Here is a 19,774-nt window from a genome sequence, read left to right on the forward strand (position 1 = left end):
AAATAAAAAAATAAATAAGTCAAATTCTTAATAATAATTACACAAAACATGAATTTAGAAAAAATATTAGCCATTTCTGGGAAACCAGGTTTATATGTATTAAGAGTACAAACACGTACTGGGTTTGTTGCAGAATCATTATTAGACGGAAAAAAAATCACAGTAAACTTAAAAAGCAATGTGAGTTTATTGTCGGAAATTTCAATTTATACCTATGAAGGCGAAAAACCATTAGCTGAAATCATGCAAAAAATTGCTGATAAAGAAAACAAAGGTCCAGCAATTTCACATAAAGAAGACAATGCTACATTGACGGCTTATTTCAAAGAAGTTTTGCCTGATTATGATGAAGAAAGAGTGTATCCTTCTGATATCAAAAAAGTTTTAAACTGGTATAATATGCTACAGGCAAAAGGGTTAGTTACTGATGAGGCTCCGGCTACTGAAGAAGTTGCTGCTGTTATTGAAGAAACTCCTGCAGCCGAAGTTAAAGCTCCTGCAAAAAAAGCAAAAGCTAAAAAAGAGTAATTCTACTTTAAAATAATATTTAATCCTGTTCAGCTATTTTTCTGGACAGGATTTTTTTATTTTTACCAAAAACCATTTCTAATGAATTCAAGACAACACCAACTGCAAGCTTTCGAAAGATTATTAGACGTTATGGATGATTTGCGAGAAAAATGTCCTTGGGACAAAAAGCAAACCATGCAAACGTTGCGTCATCTTACCATTGAAGAAACCTACGAATTAGGCGATGCTATTTTAGATAACGATTTAAATGAAGTCAAAAAAGAATTAGGGGATTTGTTATTGCATATTGTTTTCTATGCCAAAATAGGAAGCGAGACGAACGATTTTGATATGGCTGACGTCTGTAATGAAATTTGTGAAAAGTTAATTCATCGTCATCCGCATATTTATAGCGATGTGGTGGTAAAAGACGAGGAAGAAGTAAAACAAAACTGGGAAAAACTGAAACTGAAAGAAGGTAAAAAGTCTGTTCTGGAAGGCGTTCCAAAAAGTTTACCCGCATTAGTAAAAGCAAGCCGAATTCAGGATAAAGTAAAAGGAGTGGGATTTGATTGGGAAGAGTCGCATCAGGTTTGGGATAAAGTTCAAGAAGAATTGGAAGAATTACAAGTTGAGGTTGAAGCAGGTGATCAGGATAAAATCGAAGCCGAATTTGGCGATGTTTTATTTTCGATGATCAATTATGCCCGATTTCTGAATGTAAATCCCGAAGATGCTTTGGAACGCACCAATAAAAAATTCATTAAACGCTTTCAATATTTGGAAAGTAAAGCTGGAGAGTTAGGAAAACCCTTAATGGATATGACTTTATCCGAAATGGATGTTTTTTGGGAAGAAGCGAAGCGTCTTCCTAACAAATAGGAATTGGAAATCTATGATTTCCAAATAACCCAATTTTGGGAAGAAGCGAAAAAACTATAGTGTTAAGTGTTCAGTTTTTCAATGTTTAGTATTAAATAATTAAAATATCCAATGTCAGAAAATAAAACCGAGTTAAAACGTTCTTTAGGATTAATTGACGCCACGAGTTTAGTTGCCGGTTCCATGATAGGATCCGGAATTTTCATTGTTACTTCAGCCATGGCCAGGGATATTGGATCTGCTGCTTGGTTACTGGTAATTTGGTTGGTAACGGGATTAATCACGGTTGCTGCTGCATTGAGTTATGGTGAATTAGCAGGGATGATGCCCAATGCGGGAGGACAATTCGTTTATATACAACGCGCGTACGGAAGATTAGTTTCTTTCCTGTATGGTTGGACCGTTTTTACAGTAATCCAAACAGGAGTTATTGCTGCGATTGCAGTTACTTTTGCTAATTATGCCGCTATCTTTTTCCCTGTTCTGGATCATACACTTTTTACAGTTGGTACTGCATTTGTTTTTTCGTACCAAAAAGTTTTGGCTATTTTTAGTATAATACTGCTCACGTACATTAACACTAAAGGGGTTGAAAGCGGAAAAACTGTTCAGCTGATCTTTACTTCGGCTAAATTAATTGCGCTTTTTGCATTGATTGTTTTAGGATTGTATGTTGGTTTACAAACGGATATTTTGTCCAATAATTTCGAAAATATGTGGGAAGCCAGTAAAACGGTTGTTAATCCTGACGGAACAATTACAGTTACAAAGTTAGCTGGAATGGCTATTTTGGGCGCTGCAGGAGCAACAATAATTAACTCGTTGTTTTCAAGTGATGCCTGGAATAATGTCACTTTTATTGCAGGAGAAATTAAAGAACCAAAAAAGAATATTCCACGAAGTTTGTTTCTAGGAACCTTAATTGTTACCGTTATTTATGTTTTAGCGAATGTTGCTTATTTGGCTTTGTTGCCAATGCAGGGAACTCCAACCGCTACTGATATTGCTGGTAACGGAATCATGTTTGCCAGTAATGATAGAGTAGGAGCGGCCGCTGCAAGTATGATTATGGGAAATGTAAGTGTTTTTGTTATGGCTGGCCTAATCATGGTTTCCACTTTTGGTTGCAATAGCGGTTTGATTCTTTCCGGAGGAAGATTGTTTTTTGCAATGGCAAAAGATGGATTGTTTTTTAAACAAGCTACTGAACTCAATAAAAACCAGGTTCCGGCCAAAGCGTTATGGGTACAATGTATTTGGGCTTGTGTACTTTGTGTTTCGGGAAAATTCGGGGATTTATTGACCTATGCTACTTTTGCGTCATTGTTGTTTTATATATTGACGATTTTGGGCGTTTTTATCCTTAGAAAAAAAGAGCCAAATGCAGATAGGCCTTATAAAGCGGTTGGCTATCCAATTGTACCGGCACTTTATATTATTGTAACAGTGGCAATATGCCTCACTTTACTGATTTATGATACGTTCAATACAGGATTGGGATTGGGTATTGTTGCGTTGGGAATTCCAGTGTATTATTTTGTTATGAATAAGAAAGAATAATGTAAATCCTGATGAATTACTTTCTATAAATTATTTTTTTAACGTCAATCAAAAGTAAAGTAACTGCATTAATAATTTCATGTTGAAAAAACTTTCACAAAAAAAGAGGCTTTCGAAAGCCTCTTTACGGAACATACCAGTTAGTTAAACTGTGATGCAATCCTGAATCATTCTTGCCCATTTTTTGGCTAGTTGATGGTCTTCATACAAACAAACTTGATTAATTTGATCATTTTCAATTTTGTAAAATGAAATCAATTCAACTTTCTTACCTTCTATGTGTTGAAATTCAAATTCAATTTTTAGAATGGTATCACTATTATTCTCTGTTGTTGGAACCAGTTTACAAGATTGAATCGTATTTAAGTCTACAAAAGAAACAACTTCTTCCGTTGCATTAAAATCTATCAAAAGAAATCCTTTGTTTTTTTCGTCTAATGCCAAGACTTTTTTATTTTGTGTTTCGGTTAATTCAAAATTAAAGCGATTGTTTTGGTTGAACTTGGTTTTTATGGCTTTGATTTTTGTTTTGTTAATCGAATTTGATCGAATCACATAGAAAAGAGGTATTCCCATTAATGCGGTCATTATAATTCCAATTATAGTTACGGATGTATCCATTTTTTTTATTTTTTAGTTATTTGTAAAGCATGATAAGTTGAACTGAAAACCAAAAGGAATCAATTCAAAAAGGAAGATAAGTTACGGAATCAGTGCTTCAAATCACCAAAAAAAATGGAAAGGAAAGAGTAGGAGCGAAACCATCTCACAACGATTGATGTCTTGTTTCGCGAAACGAATAAAGAATGTAGAAAGTTTAAAATCAGGAATTATGATCAGAAAATTCTCTAGATATTTTGCAATCGTATAATCTGGAGTTTTATGATAGGAAGTAAATGTGTTACTTACCTGTGGTTGTATGAAATCTGAAGAATGAATGCTGTCAACAGAAACCGAAGAGCTGGATTTTTCTAATCGAATGGTATGAATAGAATCTTCATTTGCACAAAAAGCAAATAAAACCGCTATTAAAAGCCCAATAAAAACAACTGTTTTTCGAAACAAATTCATTTTGCAAATTTAAAATTTGTCGCTCGGATTATATAATTTTTTCTAATAAATGAAAGTTAAAGTTTAGGTTCAGATAGGTTTTCTCCATAAAAAAACCTCGAACTATTTAAGATCGAGGTTCTGTTTTTTAACTTGGACTGAAATTTATTGTTGGTTTAAATTTCTCAATTGTTTTAATTTTTCTTTCCAAACATCAAGGCTTTCTTTGTGGATAGCGATATTTTTACGTACTTCTAACACAATAGAATTTTCTTTTTTTGCATTTCTGGTATTGGTAAAGAATTGAATGTTGTTTTCCAATTGGAAAATTTCATTTTGAACTTCATCAATTTTACGCATTAAGAAAATCTTTTCGTTATCCAGCTTTCGAGTATCATTGCTTTCAGACAGATGATCCATTCTATTAGCGAAACGCATCATATCAGTATCTTTTTTGCTCAAACTCAATTTTTCAAAAAGTGCATCTAAGATTTTATTAAATTTTCCTTCAATATGTCTTCTTGGGAAAGGTACTTTTCCAAAGTTTTTCCAGGTTTCGATATGCAATTTGATAGCATCCAAATCTGTTTTGTGGTCTCCGGTCAATTGAAATTCTCTCAACGTTTCCAAGTAGGATTTTTTATTATCAAATGCCTCTACTTCTTCGCCGTTTTCCTCATTCTTTTGCTCTTTTAACTTGTCAAAATAATGATTACAGGCATCTTTAAACTCTTTCCAGATTTTATCCGAATATTTTCTTGGTACATGCCCTATCTGTTTCCACTCATCTTGAATTTGTTTCATGATAGGTGTGGTAACAGCAAAATCAAGGCTTTCTTGTAACTCTTTGGCTTTGGCAACAAGAGCTGTTTTCTTGCTTAAATTGTCGTTTTGATCTTTTTTAATGTCTTTGTAAAATGAATTTTTGAAAGAATTAAAATTTCTGACAGCAGTTTTAAAACTAGCCCAAGTTTCCTCATTCACATCCGATGGAACTTTTCCAGCAGAGAAGAAAGCGGTACGCAACGCTTCTACTTTCTCTATTTGAGCAAGCCATTGTGTATGAGCATTTACTTTTTCAGTAGCTAAAACTTCAATTTTGGCAATGATTTCTTTTTTCTTTTCTAAATTCTCAAGTTCCGTTCCTTTTTGATTCTCGAACAGAACTTCACGTTTATCATGCATTTGTTTGGTCAAATCGCTAAACTTGTTCCAAATCGCATCACGATGCTCTCTGGAAACAGGCCCAATGTCTTCTTTCCAAATCCTGTGTAAATCCTGTAGTTCTCTGAACGCTTTGTTAATATCAGCTTCCTTCACCAATTCTTCAACACGCGCTACAATTTTTTGTTTTTGCTCTAAATTATGTTTAAAATCTAAATCTCTGGCTTCTCGGTCTAAATGCAGATAATCATAGAAATTTTCCACATGAAAATGGAAATTGTTCCAAACGTGGTTGTATTTATCTTTTGGAATTGGTCCGGCAGTTTTCCATCGTTCTCTTAAATCATTAAAATGTTTTAAAGTGTCTTTGATGTTTTCCTGTGGGTTAATCAACTCTTTCAATTCCTCAACAATAGCCAAACGGTTTTCTAAATTCGTTTTTAGATTCGTTTGTAAACTCTTGAAATGGGTATTTTTAGTATCTCTAAAAAGAGAATAATATTTATCAAAATTTGTTTTTAGTGGAGAATGATATTGAAAATCTTCGTTAGGGTCTTGATTTTCTGCTAGAAACTCCTCTTTTTTCTCCTCAATAAGGTGGTTGTATTTAGCCAAAAATGCTTTTTTGATTTCTTCAATATGCTCCTTAAATGACATTGCTTTTTCATTGGAAACTAAACTTTTCAGTTCGTCTACCAGTGCTTCAAGTGATAAGGTATCATAATCCTGCATTGGAATTTCATGACGTTCCTTCAACGTTTCATCCTCACTTTCGGCAGCATTTGTTTCGGTAATAGCATCTAGTACAGTCTGGTTTTCTGTCTCTGTAATAGGTTCAGCACCTAATAATTCTTCACCATTTAAAGTTGCTACATTGTCTTCTGCAGGAATAGTAGTAACGCTGTCACTAGTTTCCACTACAGTTTCCGTTTCCAAAACTTCTGGTTCTAATGCAGCAGATTCAACAGAATTGTGGTCTAAATTTCCATCTGCCTCTAGCAGGTTATCATTCTTTTCTTCTAACATTTTTTCAATGTGTAAGGTTCCTATTTTTTTTAACGAACACGAAAGATAGTAAAGGAGCATGAAATTTCAAAATAAATCCTTTATTTATAGTCGTTTTAGGTTAGGAAATAGTTTTTTTTGTAGCAATTTCCTGCTGTTCGCTGTATCTTTTTTGTCTCTGAAAAACGAGACAAAAAAGGATGCCGCTACCATCAGGGCTAGAGTTTTGAGGTTTCAAGTGTGATTTTTTTTTCGAGTTTGTTTTCTTTCAAACAAAAAACCACTTGAAAAGAGTGTTTTTTTATGTACCCAAATACGTGTAAGAAGTAAACGCTGTATTTAGATTATTTATTCCAAATCTTCCAAGCTTTTTCCGCTTGAAAAATGAGCATATCCAAACCATTTTTGATTTGTGCTCCTTGTTGTTTGGCTTTTTTAAGGAATTGCGTTTCGGCGGGATTGTAAATCAAGTCAAACGCAATGTGCTTCTCCGTAAAAAACTCATACGGAAGTAACGGAAATGCCTCCACATTAGGACTTGTTCCTACGGGAGTCGAGTTAATTATGATTTGGTAATTATCGAATGTAGTTGCGTTGATTCGGTTATAGTCGATTGCATTTTCTTTGGCTTCTCTGGAAACAAAAGTGTACGGAATATCCAGTTCGTCCAATGCATACGCCACTCCTTTAGAAGCGCCGCCTGTGCCTAAAATCAGGGCTTTTTTATGGTGCGGTTGCAATAACGGTTCTAGTGATTTTTTGAAACCATAATAATCCGTATTATAGCCTTTCAACTTTCCTTTTTTGGTGATTTTTATGGTATTTACAGCGCCAATTAATTCCGCTTTTTTAGATAATTTATCCAAAAACGGAATTACTGTTTCCTTATACGGAATGGTAACATTCAATCCTTTTAAATCCGAAGTGTTTTTAATTACCTCTGGAAAGGCAGTTATCTCGGGAATATCAAAATTTTCATAGGTACAACCTGCAAAATTTTCGCTATTAAATTTATCGGTAAAATATCCTTTAGAAAAAGAATAATTAATGTTACGTCCTAATAATCCAAAGCGTTTTCTAACTATGTCAACCATTATTATTTTTTATGTTTTGCAATATAATTCTGTACCATTTTTTTTGCCCAAACTACCGGGAATAAATCTTCTAAAAGGATATAATTGTCAAAATTCAATCGTAAGGCATTGCTCAAATGGAATTTTGCTTTTGTATTATCCGTTAGCATAAAATACAATCCTGCCAAACGGTATTCGATTTCATTCTCTTCCGGGAAATACTCAGAAGCTTGTAATAACGTTTGAATAGCACTTTCGAATTCCCCTAAAAACTGAAGAATATCTACCCAGAATAACCAAGTGTCTAATCCGTAATCACCAAATTCTACTGCTTTTCTGTATCCAAATTCAGCTTCTTCAAAGAAGTTCATTTGTTTATTAATAGTCGCAAAGCGTTTCCAATACAAACGATTTTGGTTGTCAATAGCTAATGCTTTGTTGACATAAAATAACGCTTTTTGGTAATTTTTTTGACGTACGTAAAAGTCAGTGATGGCAATCCAGCCTTTATCTAAAAGTGGATCTTCATGCACGGTTTGATTGAAATATTTTAATGCTAAAGCTTTGTTTCCTAATCTTTCATAGCATTTCCCCATTCGGAGTAAAGCATACGAAGTCGCATCATCTAATTCAATGGTTCTGCTGTAGCTTTCTATAGCTTCATCGTATTTTTTTAATCGTTCGTACGCTTTTGCTTTTTCCATGAAAGCACCAAGGAATTCATCATCGATTAAAGTGGCATAATCAAAGGCGCGAATCGCATTTTCATATTCTTTAACGCCATAATGCAAACGTCCCAGTTGATGCCAGGCGATTTCACTGTATGGGTTTTTGTCAATGTATTTGTTTAAATAGGTAATAGCTTCTTGGTTTTGATCTAAAAATTCAAAACAATACACTACGTTATACAATGCTGATTGGTCTTCCAGATCTTCTTCTAAACACTTGATAAAGCTTTCTTTTGCCATTTCAAGATTGTCCATAAAAAGATATTCCATGCCTATCAAATTATAGACATCGGCATAATCATCGGTGTATTTTAAAGCTATTCTTAGTAATTCAACTGCCTTTTCGTGTTGGTCTCTTTTAGAGCAGATATTGGCTTTTTGAATGTAAATTTCTTCATTGGTTGGTTCAATGGCGTACAACTCATTCAATAGCTTTTCAGCCAATTCGAGTTTGTCATCATAGACTAACATTTCCACTTGAACTAATTTTAGTCCGGTAGATTTTGGATGTTGTTCCAATGCCAGTTTTAGTGCTTTTTTTGCCAAAGCGGCCTTACCCATATCGAGATAATGAAGAATAATTTCTTCAAATTCTTCGGAGTCAAAAAAGAGTACTTTGTTGGTTTTCAACATGGACTCAAATTTAGACAGGGATAAGTTATAGTCTTCTTCTTCGTTGCTTAATTGCATACTGTGTGTTTTTAATTTGGCCTAAATAAATTTAGGTAATCGTGCTTATAATGTGAGGGAAAGTTAGAATTGTTGTGAACAATTTAATTAACAAAAAAAGCTTTGGTTTAATACTGAAGCCATAGCCCTGATAAGAGTGGAAATCCTTTTATTTTTTTCTTTAAAAAAGTAAAAGATTATAACGGATAGCAGGAAATAGCTCCCAATTGCTATATTTTTAACTATTAATTCTTGTTCAAAATTTCATCCATTACTTCGAGTATGATGCCGCAACCTTCTCGTATTTCTTCTTCAGAAATGGTAAGAGGAGGTGTTATCCTAATGGCGCATCCTTCAAATAATAACCAGAATAAAATGAGTCCTTTGTCTTGACATTTAAGAATCACTTCGTTTGTTATATCGGTACTTTTGGTCATTGCAGCCAGCATCAATCCTTTTCCTCTAATATCTACTATCAAAGGATGTACCAAAAGTGATCTGAATAGCTTTTCTTTCTGCATCGCTTCGGCCATGAGATTGGTCTCAGTAATTTCCTGCAAAGTCGCCAAGCAGGCTGACGCAATGACAGGGTGACCTCCGAAAGTCGTGATATGACCCAGTTTTGGATCATGGCTCAACAAATCCATCATAGCAGACGAAGCTGTAAAAGCGCCTACAGGCATGCCGCCACCCATTCCTTTTCCCATAACCACAATATCAGGAACGACATCGTAATTTTGGAATCCGAAAAGTTTTCCTGTTCTCCCGAAGCCTGGTTGAATTTCGTCGAGAATCATCATCGCGCCCACTTCAGTACAGCGTTGACGCACTTTTTTAAGAAAATCATTGTGTGGCTGAATAAATCCGGCGCCACCTTGAATGGTTTCCAGAATAATTCCTGCGGTTTTGGTGGTTATTTTTTGTAAATCATCTTCGTTGTTGAAGGTGATAAAATCAACATCAGGAATCAACGGACGAAAGATTTGCTTGCGTTCTTCAAATCCCATGACGCTCATAGAACCCATGGTATTGCCATGGTACGCGTTATGACACGAAATTAGTTGGCTTCTTCCTGTGGTTCTTCTGGCGAGTTTTAAGGCGCCTTCAATGGCTTCTGTTCCTGAATTGACCAAATAGGTTTTATCTAAAGGTACGGGCAGGAGCGAGGCCAGTAATTTGCAGTACTGAACCGCCGGACTTTGGGAATATTCGCCATAAACCATGACGTGAGAATATTTATCTAATTGATCTTTGATGGCTTGATTGACTCTTGGGTGTTGGTGTCCCAATGTACAAGCGGAAACTCCAGCCACAAAATCCAAATATTTCTTAGAATTGGTATCGTAAATATAAGAACCTACAGCGTGAGAAACTTCCATACCCAATGGATACGGTGAGGTTTGCGCTTGGTATTTTAGGAAATCGGAATTCACGGTTATTTGTTTAATCGTTTATTTGTTAATTTGAGAGAATTGTGACTGGACACTGCAACTGATTACTGAACACTATTTTTTCCCTTTCTTCTTATCGTAATTCAGCGTTTCTTTTCTAATTTTCATAGGTACATCTTCTTTAGTTTCAGCTGATTTGGTTGCTTTAGCTATTTTATCGTTATCTTCATTTTCCTCAGGAGGGAAAATATCGTCCTTGGATTTTATTCGTTCATCACCACGCCAGACTAATCCTCGTAGTTTTCGGGCATTTTCTGGCAAGTCTTTTTCAGGGTAAATATCGCCATCCACTTGCTGAAAAAAGGTGATGGTTTCGATCTCATTTTTTTCTAAAATAAGATTGATTTTACTGCTCACATTCTTATTGATACCAATAAGTTCTTGAGCTTCGTTTCGCATGTAATAGATGACTTCGGCATTTTTTACAATATCGACATCATGTAGTTTTCCTTCCTCAAATTTACCATATAGATTTTGTCCCTTGACTTGATTGTAGCCGGTTCCTATTGTGTCTTTGGAGACTATGAACGTATTATTGAGGACTTTTAATGAATCTAGTTTTTGGGTGTTGTTGTCGCCTATAAGATGCATTACATCGCCTGTGATTTGGTTTTCTGCGTTCCATAGTATCGGATTACCAATCATTTTCGTCAAAGCAGTTTTGGAACTCGAATGAATCGAATCACATTTTCCGCTCATATCAGTTTTGAAAAATCGGACATTATTGAACGCTCGTATGATTCTGTTTCCTTCTTTTCCGGTAACCATTAATTTTTTTCCGTGTATGTAAACCGAGTCATTTTCGACAAAATTCACCGCAACGGCTCTTTTAGTCACATACATAGAATCCAGTTTTTTATACACTTCGGCATAATGTCCTTTTACGATTCCGCGATTGATGGAATCCGTTATTTTTACATTTCGTGTTGCCGATGCAAATTCCCTATTTCGGTCATAATACAAACTATCGCCTTTAATCACCCGATCATCGTATCTGATATAAGATTTATTCAGGAAATGTGCCAGATTTTTTTTGGTATCATAAAACCCTTTTTCGGTATAAATATAATTGGCTTTACTGGTAATTGTTGAAGGTCCAAAAAGATAGGAATGCCCGGAATTACTGAAATAATCCAAATGATTTGATTTTATCACATACGTTGGATTTGTGATGGTAACCGCAGTCAGGAATTGGAATTTCTTTTGTTTCACATAATATCTTCCTGAATTGCTTTTTAATGTGTTGTCTTTATTGGTAATTGTCCCCGGCGTATCGTAAAATACTTCCTGTGTGTTTCGATCAAAATTAATAATATCTGTTACCAAAGTCGCATCTGGGGAACTCATCACGGCATCTCCGGAAGCAAGTGCTTTTTTTACATTTCCATTGTATTCCGCGTATTTACTGTTCAAAAATAAAGTATCGCCTTGCACCATTTGTACATTTCCAAAAGCCTTGATATAGTTTTCTTTTTTAAAATAATAGGCTTTATTACAGGTCATTACCACGCCATCATGATTAATACGTACGTTTCCCGTAAGCAAAGCAGCATCTGGAGCTTCGATTTGATTGACATCAAAAAAATCGGAATGTTCTACAATAATTTTTTTTGGTGCTTGCGCCAAAACTAAATTAGTAACAAGCAGTATCAAACAATAACGAAGGAAAAATAACGATTTCTTCAATGGATTTAATTTTTGTCAAATTTAGGAAAAAGGAAACAATCCTAATCCATATTAGGATATATTTATAATTAGCCAAAAGGTGTCCAAAAAAACAGCAGATATAATTTTAAAGTTATCAACAAATAATAGAACTCCTTCGTTGTAGTGTCTGTTTTTAAAAGCAGAATTATTTAATTCCAAACGATATAGACTTCTTTTATTTAAAAAATATTAAATTTAAAAATTGATACTCATTTTGATATAAAAAGGATTGAAATCAGCATAAATAATTATACGATGAAAAAAATAAATATTGTTGCAGGGATAAGCATGGTGCTTTTAGTAACAGCTTGTAAAACGAAAGAGTTTAAAATGAATGTAGAACAGAAAGAGTCAGTCTCAAATAAAAAAGAAGTGGTGTATCAGGTTTTTACCCGATTATTCGGAAATAAAAATACCACTAATAAACCTTGGGGAACAATTGAAGAAAATGGAGTAGGGAAGTTCAACGATTTTACGGATATCGCATTACAGGAAATAAAGGATTTGGGAGTTACTTATATTTGGTACACCGGAGTTCCACATCATGCTTTGATACGCGATTATTCGGCTATTGGGATTTCAAATGATGACCCGGAAGTGGTAAAAGGACGGGCAGGTTCTCCGTATGCCGTGAAAGATTATTACAATGTAAATCCAGATTTAGCTGTAAATCCAGCGAATCGTTTGCAGGAATTTGAAGCTTTAATTGCGCGAACACACAAAGAGGGATTAAAGGTTATAATCGATATTGTTCCCAATCATATTGCCCGTAAATATGAAGGAAAGAATAATCCGGTAGGTGTTAGAGATTTTGGAGTTGATGATGACACAACTGTTGAATACAAAAGAGACAATAATTTCTATTATATTCCAAATACGCATTTTGAAGTACCTAATACGGATAAGCCATTAAATGGAGAAAAAAATCCGTTAATAGATGGTGAATTTGAAGAAAATCCAGCAAAATGGACCGGTAATGGTTCTCGTATGGCAAAACCAGATCGTAATGATTGGTATGAAACCATCAAAGTAAATTACGGTATTCGTCCGGATGGCTCCAAAGATTTTCCAGAACTTCCTGCTGGTTTTGACACCAAATCCTATCAAGAACATTATGCTTTTTGGAAAGGAAGAGACGTTCCGGATTCTTGGAATAAATTTAAAGACATTGCTTTGTATTGGACGGCTAAAGGAGTTGACGGTTTTCGATTTGATATGGCCGAAATGGTTCCGTATGAATTTTGGAGTTATATGAATTCAGCCATTAAAGTAAATAATTCGGATGCTTTTTTATTGGCCGAAGTCTATAATCCTAAAGAATATAGAAATTACATTCATTTGGGTAAAATGGATTATTTGTATGATAAAGTAGAAACCTATGATAAATTAAAAGATATTATTCAGGGAAAATCATTGCCTGATGGATTATCAGACATACAAAACGGAATGGCAGATATTGAACATCACATGCTACATTTTCTGGATAATCATGATGAACAGCGTTTGGCAAGTCCGGAATTTGCGGGAACGCCACAAAAAGGAAAGCCTTTGATGGTAGTTTCTACTACAATAAGCACTTCGCCTACGATGGTTTATTTTGGTCAAGAAGTAGGAGAGGCAGGGAATGAAAATGCAGGATTTGGAACCCATTCCAGAACGTCAATCTTCGATTATATTGGAGTTCCTAATCATCAACGCTGGATGAACGGAGGGAAATTTGATGGGGGGCAATTAACTAAAGATGAAAATGAGTTGCGTGATTTTTACAAAAGAGTATTGAATTTCTCATTGAATAGTTCGGGGCTAATGGGGAAATATCAAGAAATTCAAACGATAAATCGTCAAACAACTCAAGGGTACGATTCTGGAATTTATGCATTCACGCGTTGGTCAGATACTCAAAAACTAATAATCGTCACTAATTTTTCTTGGCTTACCAGCAGTAATTTCGAATTAAAAATTCCTTCTGATATCATTCAAAAATGGAATTTGAAAGATGGGAATTATACAGTAACGGATCAATTATACAAGAAAAGTTCGGTTCAATTGAAGGTATTGAAAGGTGAAGGTAAAGCACAAATTACAATCGCTCCATCAGAATCGTTTATTTATCAATTGTAAATAGAGTTTTTGTAATAACAAAACGGTAAAAAAAAATGCTGATATAAATTTATATCAGCATTTTTTATAATTAAAAGGTAAAGCTATTTTACTAAAACAGCTTCGTAATTTTCTTCTACTTTTTTCCAGTTGATTACATTGAAAAATGCGTCGATATAATTTTTTCTTCGGTATTGGTAATCCAGATAATAAGCATGTTCCCATACATCTAAAGCTAATATTGGTGTTCCGGGAATAAGTGCATTTCGCATCAAAGGATTATCCTGATTTGAAGTGCTGGTTACCTGAAGTTTTCCAGTTCTGTCAACCACAAGCCATGCCCAACCGGAACCAAATTGTTTTGTAGCTTCCTCTTTGAATAAAGTAGTGAAGTTTTCAAATGAGCCAAAATCTTTGGTAATTCCTTCAGCTAAAGCATTTGTTGGTTCGCCTCCTGCTTTTGGAGCCATACATTTCCAATATAAAGAATGATTATAAAATCCACCAGCATTGTTACGAAGAGCAGCATCGTTAGGGTCTAATTTCGACAATACTTCTTCGATTGTCAAATTCTCTAAAGGCGTTCCTAATACAGCTTTATTCAAATTGTTAGTGTAGGTAAGATAATGCTTAGAATAATGCATTTCTAAAGTAGTAGCAGATATATTTGGAGCCAACGCATTATAAGCGTAAGGTAATTTTTCTAGCTGAAAAGAACCTTCTTCTGCTTTTACATCATCGGGAGATCCCATGACGGCAACAGTTTGTTCAGTTGTAGGTAAAGGGACTTCGACAACCTCAGTTAATTTCTTATTATTGCAAGAAAGTAAAGTTATAAACAAAAATAAAACAGAAATTAAAAGATTCAGATTTTTCATATGAAGATAATATTTGTTTTTTAGCGGAATATGGTATCGCCATTCTTTATTCCTGTTTGTGATTTGGAATCATGGCGATCTCATAATTTGTATTATTTTTTGATCAGTAAATGAATCATTTCTATGTATTCTTCTTTGGCTTGTTCTGGAGTAAGATGGCTAATTTGCATCCAGGCATTGGTTTTAAAAGCATCTCTCAAATGGTATGAAGAAGTTTGTTTTAAATCTAAAGTTCCAAAAGTAGCTTGTTTATAGAAAGCATAAAGACGCAATTGTACATCTTGAGGTAAAGATGCCTGTGTCATTTCAGAGGCTATTTCTACCGCTTCTAAAAACTGAGTATCTAAATCTTTTTTAATCATGCTTATTTTGTAGCAATAATAGTTTTTCCTCCGATTGCTTTTTGATTCAATACAACATTTACTTGTGTTCCCAATGGTAAAAAGATATCTACTCTTGAACCAAATTTTATAAAACCGGCATCCGTTCCTTGAACTACCTGCATTCCCTGTTCGGCATAATTTACAATTCTTTTTGCCAATGCACCTGCAATTTGACGGTATAAAATTTCACCAAAGGTTTTATTTTCAACCACTATGGTTGTTCTTTCGTTTTCTTCACTCGCTTTTGGATGCCAAGCCACCAAGAATTTACCCGGGTGGTATTTGCTGAATTTTACCAATCCACTAATTGGATAACGAGTGACATGCACATTTATTGGCGACATAAATATAGAAATCTGCAAACGTTTGTCTTTAAAATACTCTCCTTCGTAAACCTCTTCGATGACAACCACTTTTCCATCTACAGGAGCAATGATGTGATTTTCGTTTAGAATAACGGTGCGTTTTGGATTTCTGAAAAATTGCAAAATGATTATCAAAAACAACAAAGTTGCTAATTGAATAGTCATTTTAATCCAGCTCGTGTCAATAAAATTGTCTGTCAATAAAAGGACAACAGCCGTGAAAATTGTAGCTAATAAAATAGATTGGGTTCCTTCTTTATGAAACATAGTTTAAAATTTGGTAAAATAAAAATATAATTGGTGCTACAAATATAACACTATCTAATCGATCTAGTATACCCCCATGGCCAGGCATTATGTTTCCGCTGTCTTTTACGCCTGCAATACGCTTGAATTTAGATTCGATTAAGTCTCCGATAGTACCAGCTATTCCAACAATAACAGCAATAGAAGTCCAAATCAGAATGGATCTGTCGCTAAATTCAGGATTGGCTTTTATGTAGTATTTTGATATTAAATAACCCGCCAAAACTGCAAAAATGATTCCGCCTATGAACCCTTCAATTGTTTTTTTAGGGGATATTTTTTCAAATAATTTGGTTCGCCCCATAGATTTACCTACAATGTAAGCAAAAGTATCATTGGTCCAGATCAAGATAAATAATCCAATTATAATTTTTGGATTATAATCACTTATTCCGAATGAAATTTTTGTGATAAATACAAATGGGAGTATAATATATCCTAATAAATAGAGGTATTTTGATGAAGTACTTATTTTTTGAATGTTATCATAAAATAAAAAAAGGATACACTTTATGGATACGACTAATGCTACAACCAATAAAACGACATCTAATTTTTGAATATTTACTGCTATTTCTAAATCAGTATTGAATATTTGATTGATAGTATCTGTGGTAATTTGATTGTAATGGCTTACCAAAGTTACTATCGAGTATAAGGCTGTTCCAAAAAGAATTGGAAATACTTTATGTATTTGGATTAAATTGCAAAATTCATAAACTGTAATAATAAGAAAGATGCCAAAAAGAATAAAAAAGCTTTCAGTGGAATATAAAATAGAAGCGAGTAGTAATATAATATAAATAGCTCCTGATATAGCCCGTTTTAGAGTTTCATTCATATTAAAGATCTTCTAAAAGCAATAAATATAGATTTTTTGCTGAACTTCCGTATTGTGTAAAATCTTCTTCTTTAGCTTTCTCGAAATATTTTATTGTAGTAATGTTGGTAGGATAATCTCTTTCGTATTTCTTTTTTATCGCGCTAAGTCCATCGCTTTTTGCAGCAAGTATTTGGCTTGTATTCGCTATAATGATAATATTGGTAGGTAACTCGTTAGGTTTGTTTTGTTTAATTTGTTTTGACGAGAAAAGGATAGAACCTTCATCAGCAATTAAATTTTCACAACTCGCAATAAGAAACTTAGGGTTTGCAGGCTTGTCGTAGGTAAGTTTATTGTCATCAAGCATTCCAAAAAGGTTTGGTTCATAACATAAAACTTCGCTTTCAAACCAATCATTTTCTTCCAATATATTTTCAAATTGTTCTTTTACTTCTTCCGAATTTTCGCAATACAAAAATTTACCACCATTTTTTTTAAAATTGTAGATGAATTTTTCATCTATAGAGGTTGCATTATCAGTATGGGATTTACTAAATTCACTTTCTTGATCTTCCTCAGAAGCCGGATTGCTTGAACCAAAAATTTTTCTAAAAAGACTCATATTTTTGTAAAATACTATAATTTGTTATTTGAAAACGTCCAAAGATAAAAAAATCTTAATTCAAAAGTAGTTTTTGAATTAAGATTTTAAAAATAATTAAATAATTTATGTGTTTTCTAAGATACGACTTCCTCAAGATTTTTATCAAATGTTCTTTTTCCGAAAATAGCTTCTAAATCATCTTTAAAAATGACTTCTTTCTCAATTAAGATATTTGCCAGTTGATTCAGTTTGTCTTTATTTTCTTCTAATATTTGAATCGCTCTTTGGTATTGACTTTCAATTAGTAATGAGATTTCTTCGTCAATAATTCTAGCCGTTTCTTCTGAATATGGTTTAGAAAAATTGTATTCACTTTGTCCAGTTGAATCGTAATAGGTTACGTTTCCAATTTTTTCATTCAAACCATAAACAGTTACCATAGCGCGGGCTTGTTTGGTCACTTTTTCTAAGTCGCTTAATGCACCAGTCGAAATTCTGTCGAAAGTTACTTTTTCAGCAGCTCTTCCACCCATTGTAGCACACATTTCGTCCAGCATTTGATCCGGGCGAACAATTAAACGTTCTTCTGGCAAATACCAAGCGGCGCCTAAACTTTGTCCTCTAGGAACAATGGTTACTTTAATTAATGGAGCTGCATGTTCCAGCATCCAACTTACAGTTGCGTGTCCTGCTTCATGAATAGCAATCGCTTTCTTTTCATCAGGAGTTACAATTTTATTTTTCTTTTCAAGACCACCTACAATTCTGTCAACAGCATCAAGGAAATCTTGTTTGTCAACCGCAGTTTTGTTATTTCTAGCGGCAATCAAAGCAGCTTCATTACACACATTTGCAATATCAGCACCAGAAAAACCTGGAGTTTGTTTGGCTAAAAAGTCAGTATCCAATCCTTCTACTTTTTTCAAAGGCGCTAAATGTACTTTGAAAATTTCAGCACGTTCACGAATGTCTGGTAAGTCTACAAATATTTGTCGGTCAAAACGACCTGCACGCATTAATGCTTTGTCCAATACATCAGCTCTGTTTGTCGCAGCCAAAACAATTACATTAGAATTAGTACCAAAACCGTCCATTTCTGTCAATAATTGGTTTAACGTATTCTCACGTTCGTCATTTCCACCGGACATATTGCTTTTTCCTCTAGCTCTACCTACTGCGTCAATTTCGTCAATAAATATAATGGCTGGAGATTTTTCTTTGGCTTGTTTGAATAAATCACGCACACGGGATGCACCCACACCTACAAACATTTCAACAAAATCAGAACCGGATAAAGAGAAGAATGGTACTTGCGCTTCACCAGCTACAGCTTTTGCCAATAAGGTTTTTCCAGTTCCCGGAGGTCCAACCAGTAAAGCTCCTTTTGGTATTTTTCCACCTAGATTAGTGTATTTTTCAGGATTTTTCAGGAATTCAACAATTTCTTGTATCTCTTCTTTTGCTCCTTCTAAACCAGCTACATCTTTAAAAGTAGTTTTGATATCTGTTTTTTCGTCAAAAAGTTTGGCTTTAGATTTTCCAATATTAAAAATCTGTCCGCCACCGCCGCCAGCGCCACCACCGGACATTTTTCTCATGATAAATATCCAAACAGCAATGATAATAATGATTGGCAATAAACTGATTAAAATATCCGACCAATTATTTTTTGGTAAGAAATTAAAATCTTTCAATTTGCCTTCAGCAACTGCCTTTTCCAGTTTGTTTTGGAATATTTGGTCGTTACCAATATCAAAAGTATAATGAGGTCCTTTGTTAGGCCTGTCAAGAACGTCTTTAGAAACTTTTTTGTGTGCTGCAACTTTCAATGCTGTTGCGTTAAGAAAAACTTCAGCTTCTGTTTTATTGTAAACTATAACTTTTTCGATCTGGCCTTTTTCTAAATAATCGTTAAATTTAGACGAAGTTAATTGACCAGGTTCGTTTAAACCAGAACCGCCAGTTATAAAAGTTATAAACAAGAAAATTAATAATATTGCAGTATAAATTAACCAAGGGCTTATTTTAAACTTATTCGAATTTGGATTATTATCTTTAGCCATTACTAGGAGTTATGTTTCTTTAGTATTTGTTTTCAATGGTAGTTATTTTTGCATCGCCCCATAAACTTTCGATGTTGTAGTATTCACGGATGTGTTTTTGAAATACATGAACCACAATATTTACATAATCCATTAGTACCCATTCGGCATTATCGGTTCCTTCAACATGCCAAGGCTTGTCTTTTAATTCTTTAGAAACTGTTTTTTGAATGGAGTTGACTATAGCGTTAACTTGTGTATTTGAGTTACCATTGCAGATGATGAAATAGTCGCATACCGCGGTATCTATTTCTCTTAAATCAAGAATATCAATATCATTTCCTTTTACCTCTTCTATCCCCTTAATGATGTTCGCCAATAGAACGTCATTATTTATAGTCTTTTTCGCCATGAATTATTTTTATATATAAGTTTGTAAAGTTACCATTTTTTGTGATTATTTTTGAACCTTAA

18 protein-coding genes are annotated in these 19,774 nt (G+C 34.2%); 4 read left to right on the top strand and 14 right to left on the bottom strand.

Going from position 1 to position 19,774, the window contains the following annotated elements; translation table 11 throughout:
* The first annotated feature begins 48 nt into the window (after positions 1-48).
* The 3 genes from E0I61_RS05045 (at position 49) to E0I61_RS05055 (ending at position 2,952) form a co-directional block, all read left to right on the top strand.
* Entirely contained in the window at positions 49-528 is a 480-nt protein-coding gene (locus E0I61_RS05045) for a DUF5606 family protein (protein ID WP_131996442.1), read from the top strand.
* 81 nt (positions 529-609) lie between these two features.
* Positions 610-1,392 (top strand): nucleoside triphosphate pyrophosphohydrolase, encoded by a 783-nt coding sequence (gene mazG, locus E0I61_RS05050; RefSeq protein WP_131996445.1) that lies wholly within the window; start codon positions 610-612, stop codon positions 1,390-1,392.
* A 111-nt stretch (positions 1,393-1,503) separates the two neighbouring features.
* Positions 1,504-2,952, top strand: a complete 1,449-nt coding sequence (locus tag E0I61_RS05055; RefSeq protein ID WP_132069840.1) for an APC family permease — start codon at positions 1,504-1,506, stop codon at positions 2,950-2,952.
* 144 nt (positions 2,953-3,096) lie between these two features.
* Here E0I61_RS05055 and E0I61_RS05060 read toward each other — a convergent pair whose 3' ends face one another.
* From E0I61_RS05060 to E0I61_RS05090, 7 genes are all read right to left on the bottom strand, one after another.
* A complete protein-coding gene (locus E0I61_RS05060; RefSeq protein ID WP_132069842.1) occupies positions 3,097-3,573 on the bottom strand; it encodes a hypothetical protein in 477 nt (158 codons plus the stop codon).
* A gap of 102 nt (positions 3,574-3,675) precedes the next feature.
* Complete coding sequence (locus E0I61_RS05065; RefSeq protein WP_132069844.1) at positions 3,676-4,023, bottom strand: hypothetical protein; 348 nt, start codon at positions 4,021-4,023, stop codon at positions 3,676-3,678.
* A gap of 144 nt (positions 4,024-4,167) precedes the next feature.
* Complete coding sequence (locus E0I61_RS05070) at positions 4,168-6,192, bottom strand: DUF349 domain-containing protein (protein WP_132069846.1); 2,025 nt, start codon at positions 6,190-6,192, stop codon at positions 4,168-4,170.
* 323 nt (positions 6,193-6,515) lie between these two features.
* Positions 6,516-7,265, bottom strand: a complete 750-nt coding sequence (locus E0I61_RS05075) for a shikimate dehydrogenase family protein (RefSeq protein ID WP_132069848.1) — start codon at positions 7,263-7,265, stop codon at positions 6,516-6,518.
* Positions 7,266-7,267: 2 nt separating this feature from the next.
* Positions 7,268-8,662 carry a tetratricopeptide repeat protein gene (locus E0I61_RS05080; RefSeq protein WP_131996463.1) on the bottom strand — a complete coding sequence of 465 codons (1,395 nt, stop codon included), beginning with the start codon at positions 8,660-8,662 and terminating at the stop codon, positions 7,268-7,270.
* 224 nt (positions 8,663-8,886) lie between these two features.
* A complete protein-coding gene (locus tag E0I61_RS05085; RefSeq protein WP_132069850.1) occupies positions 8,887-10,074 on the bottom strand; it encodes an aspartate aminotransferase family protein in 1,188 nt (395 codons plus the stop codon).
* Positions 10,075-10,146: 72 nt separating this feature from the next.
* The gene (locus E0I61_RS05090) at positions 10,147-11,778 is read right to left on the bottom strand and encodes an OstA-like protein (RefSeq protein WP_131996469.1); all 1,632 of its coding nucleotides are present in this window, start codon (positions 11,776-11,778) and stop codon (positions 10,147-10,149) included.
* 276 nt (positions 11,779-12,054) lie between these two features.
* On the opposite strand from E0I61_RS05090, the gene E0I61_RS05095 reads away from it, so the two are divergent.
* Positions 12,055-13,920 carry an alpha-amylase family protein gene (locus E0I61_RS05095; protein WP_132069852.1) on the top strand — a complete coding sequence of 622 codons (1,866 nt, stop codon included), beginning with the start codon at positions 12,055-12,057 and terminating at the stop codon, positions 13,918-13,920.
* 83 nt (positions 13,921-14,003) lie between these two features.
* Here E0I61_RS05095 and E0I61_RS05100 read toward each other — a convergent pair whose 3' ends face one another.
* The 7 genes from E0I61_RS05100 to rsfS all read right to left on the bottom strand — a co-directional run bounded on the left by E0I61_RS05100 (position 14,004) and on the right by rsfS (position 19,712).
* Positions 14,004-14,777, bottom strand: a complete 774-nt coding sequence (locus E0I61_RS05100) for a superoxide dismutase (protein ID WP_131996475.1) — start codon at positions 14,775-14,777, stop codon at positions 14,004-14,006.
* Between the two features lie 92 nt (positions 14,778-14,869).
* On the bottom strand, positions 14,870-15,139 hold the full coding sequence (locus E0I61_RS05105; protein ID WP_131996478.1) for an acyl-CoA-binding protein: 270 nt from the start codon (positions 15,137-15,139) through the stop codon (positions 14,870-14,872).
* Between the two features lie 2 nt (positions 15,140-15,141).
* On the bottom strand, positions 15,142-15,792 hold the full coding sequence (locus E0I61_RS05110) for a phosphatidylserine decarboxylase family protein (RefSeq protein WP_131996481.1): 651 nt from the start codon (positions 15,790-15,792) through the stop codon (positions 15,142-15,144).
* A complete protein-coding gene (locus E0I61_RS05115) occupies positions 15,782-16,672 on the bottom strand; it encodes a phosphatidate cytidylyltransferase (protein WP_132069854.1) in 891 nt (296 codons plus the stop codon). Before E0I61_RS05115 ends, E0I61_RS05110 begins: the two co-directional genes overlap by 11 nt.
* Position 16,673: 1 nt before the next feature.
* Complete coding sequence (locus E0I61_RS05120; RefSeq protein ID WP_132069856.1) at positions 16,674-17,276, bottom strand: LUD domain-containing protein; 603 nt, start codon at positions 17,274-17,276, stop codon at positions 16,674-16,676.
* 116 nt (positions 17,277-17,392) lie between these two features.
* Positions 17,393-19,321, bottom strand: a complete 1,929-nt coding sequence (gene ftsH, locus E0I61_RS05125; protein ID WP_132069858.1) for an ATP-dependent zinc metalloprotease FtsH — start codon at positions 19,319-19,321, stop codon at positions 17,393-17,395.
* Positions 19,322-19,340: 19 nt separating this feature from the next.
* Complete coding sequence (gene rsfS, locus E0I61_RS05130) at positions 19,341-19,712, bottom strand: ribosome silencing factor (protein ID WP_039109645.1); 372 nt, start codon at positions 19,710-19,712, stop codon at positions 19,341-19,343.
* Between the last annotated feature and the right edge of the window lie 62 nt (positions 19,713-19,774).

This window comes from Flavobacterium ranwuense, assembly GCF_004349315.1.
In the GTDB taxonomy this organism is placed as follows: Bacteria; Bacteroidota; Bacteroidia; order Flavobacteriales; family Flavobacteriaceae; genus Flavobacterium; species Flavobacterium ranwuense.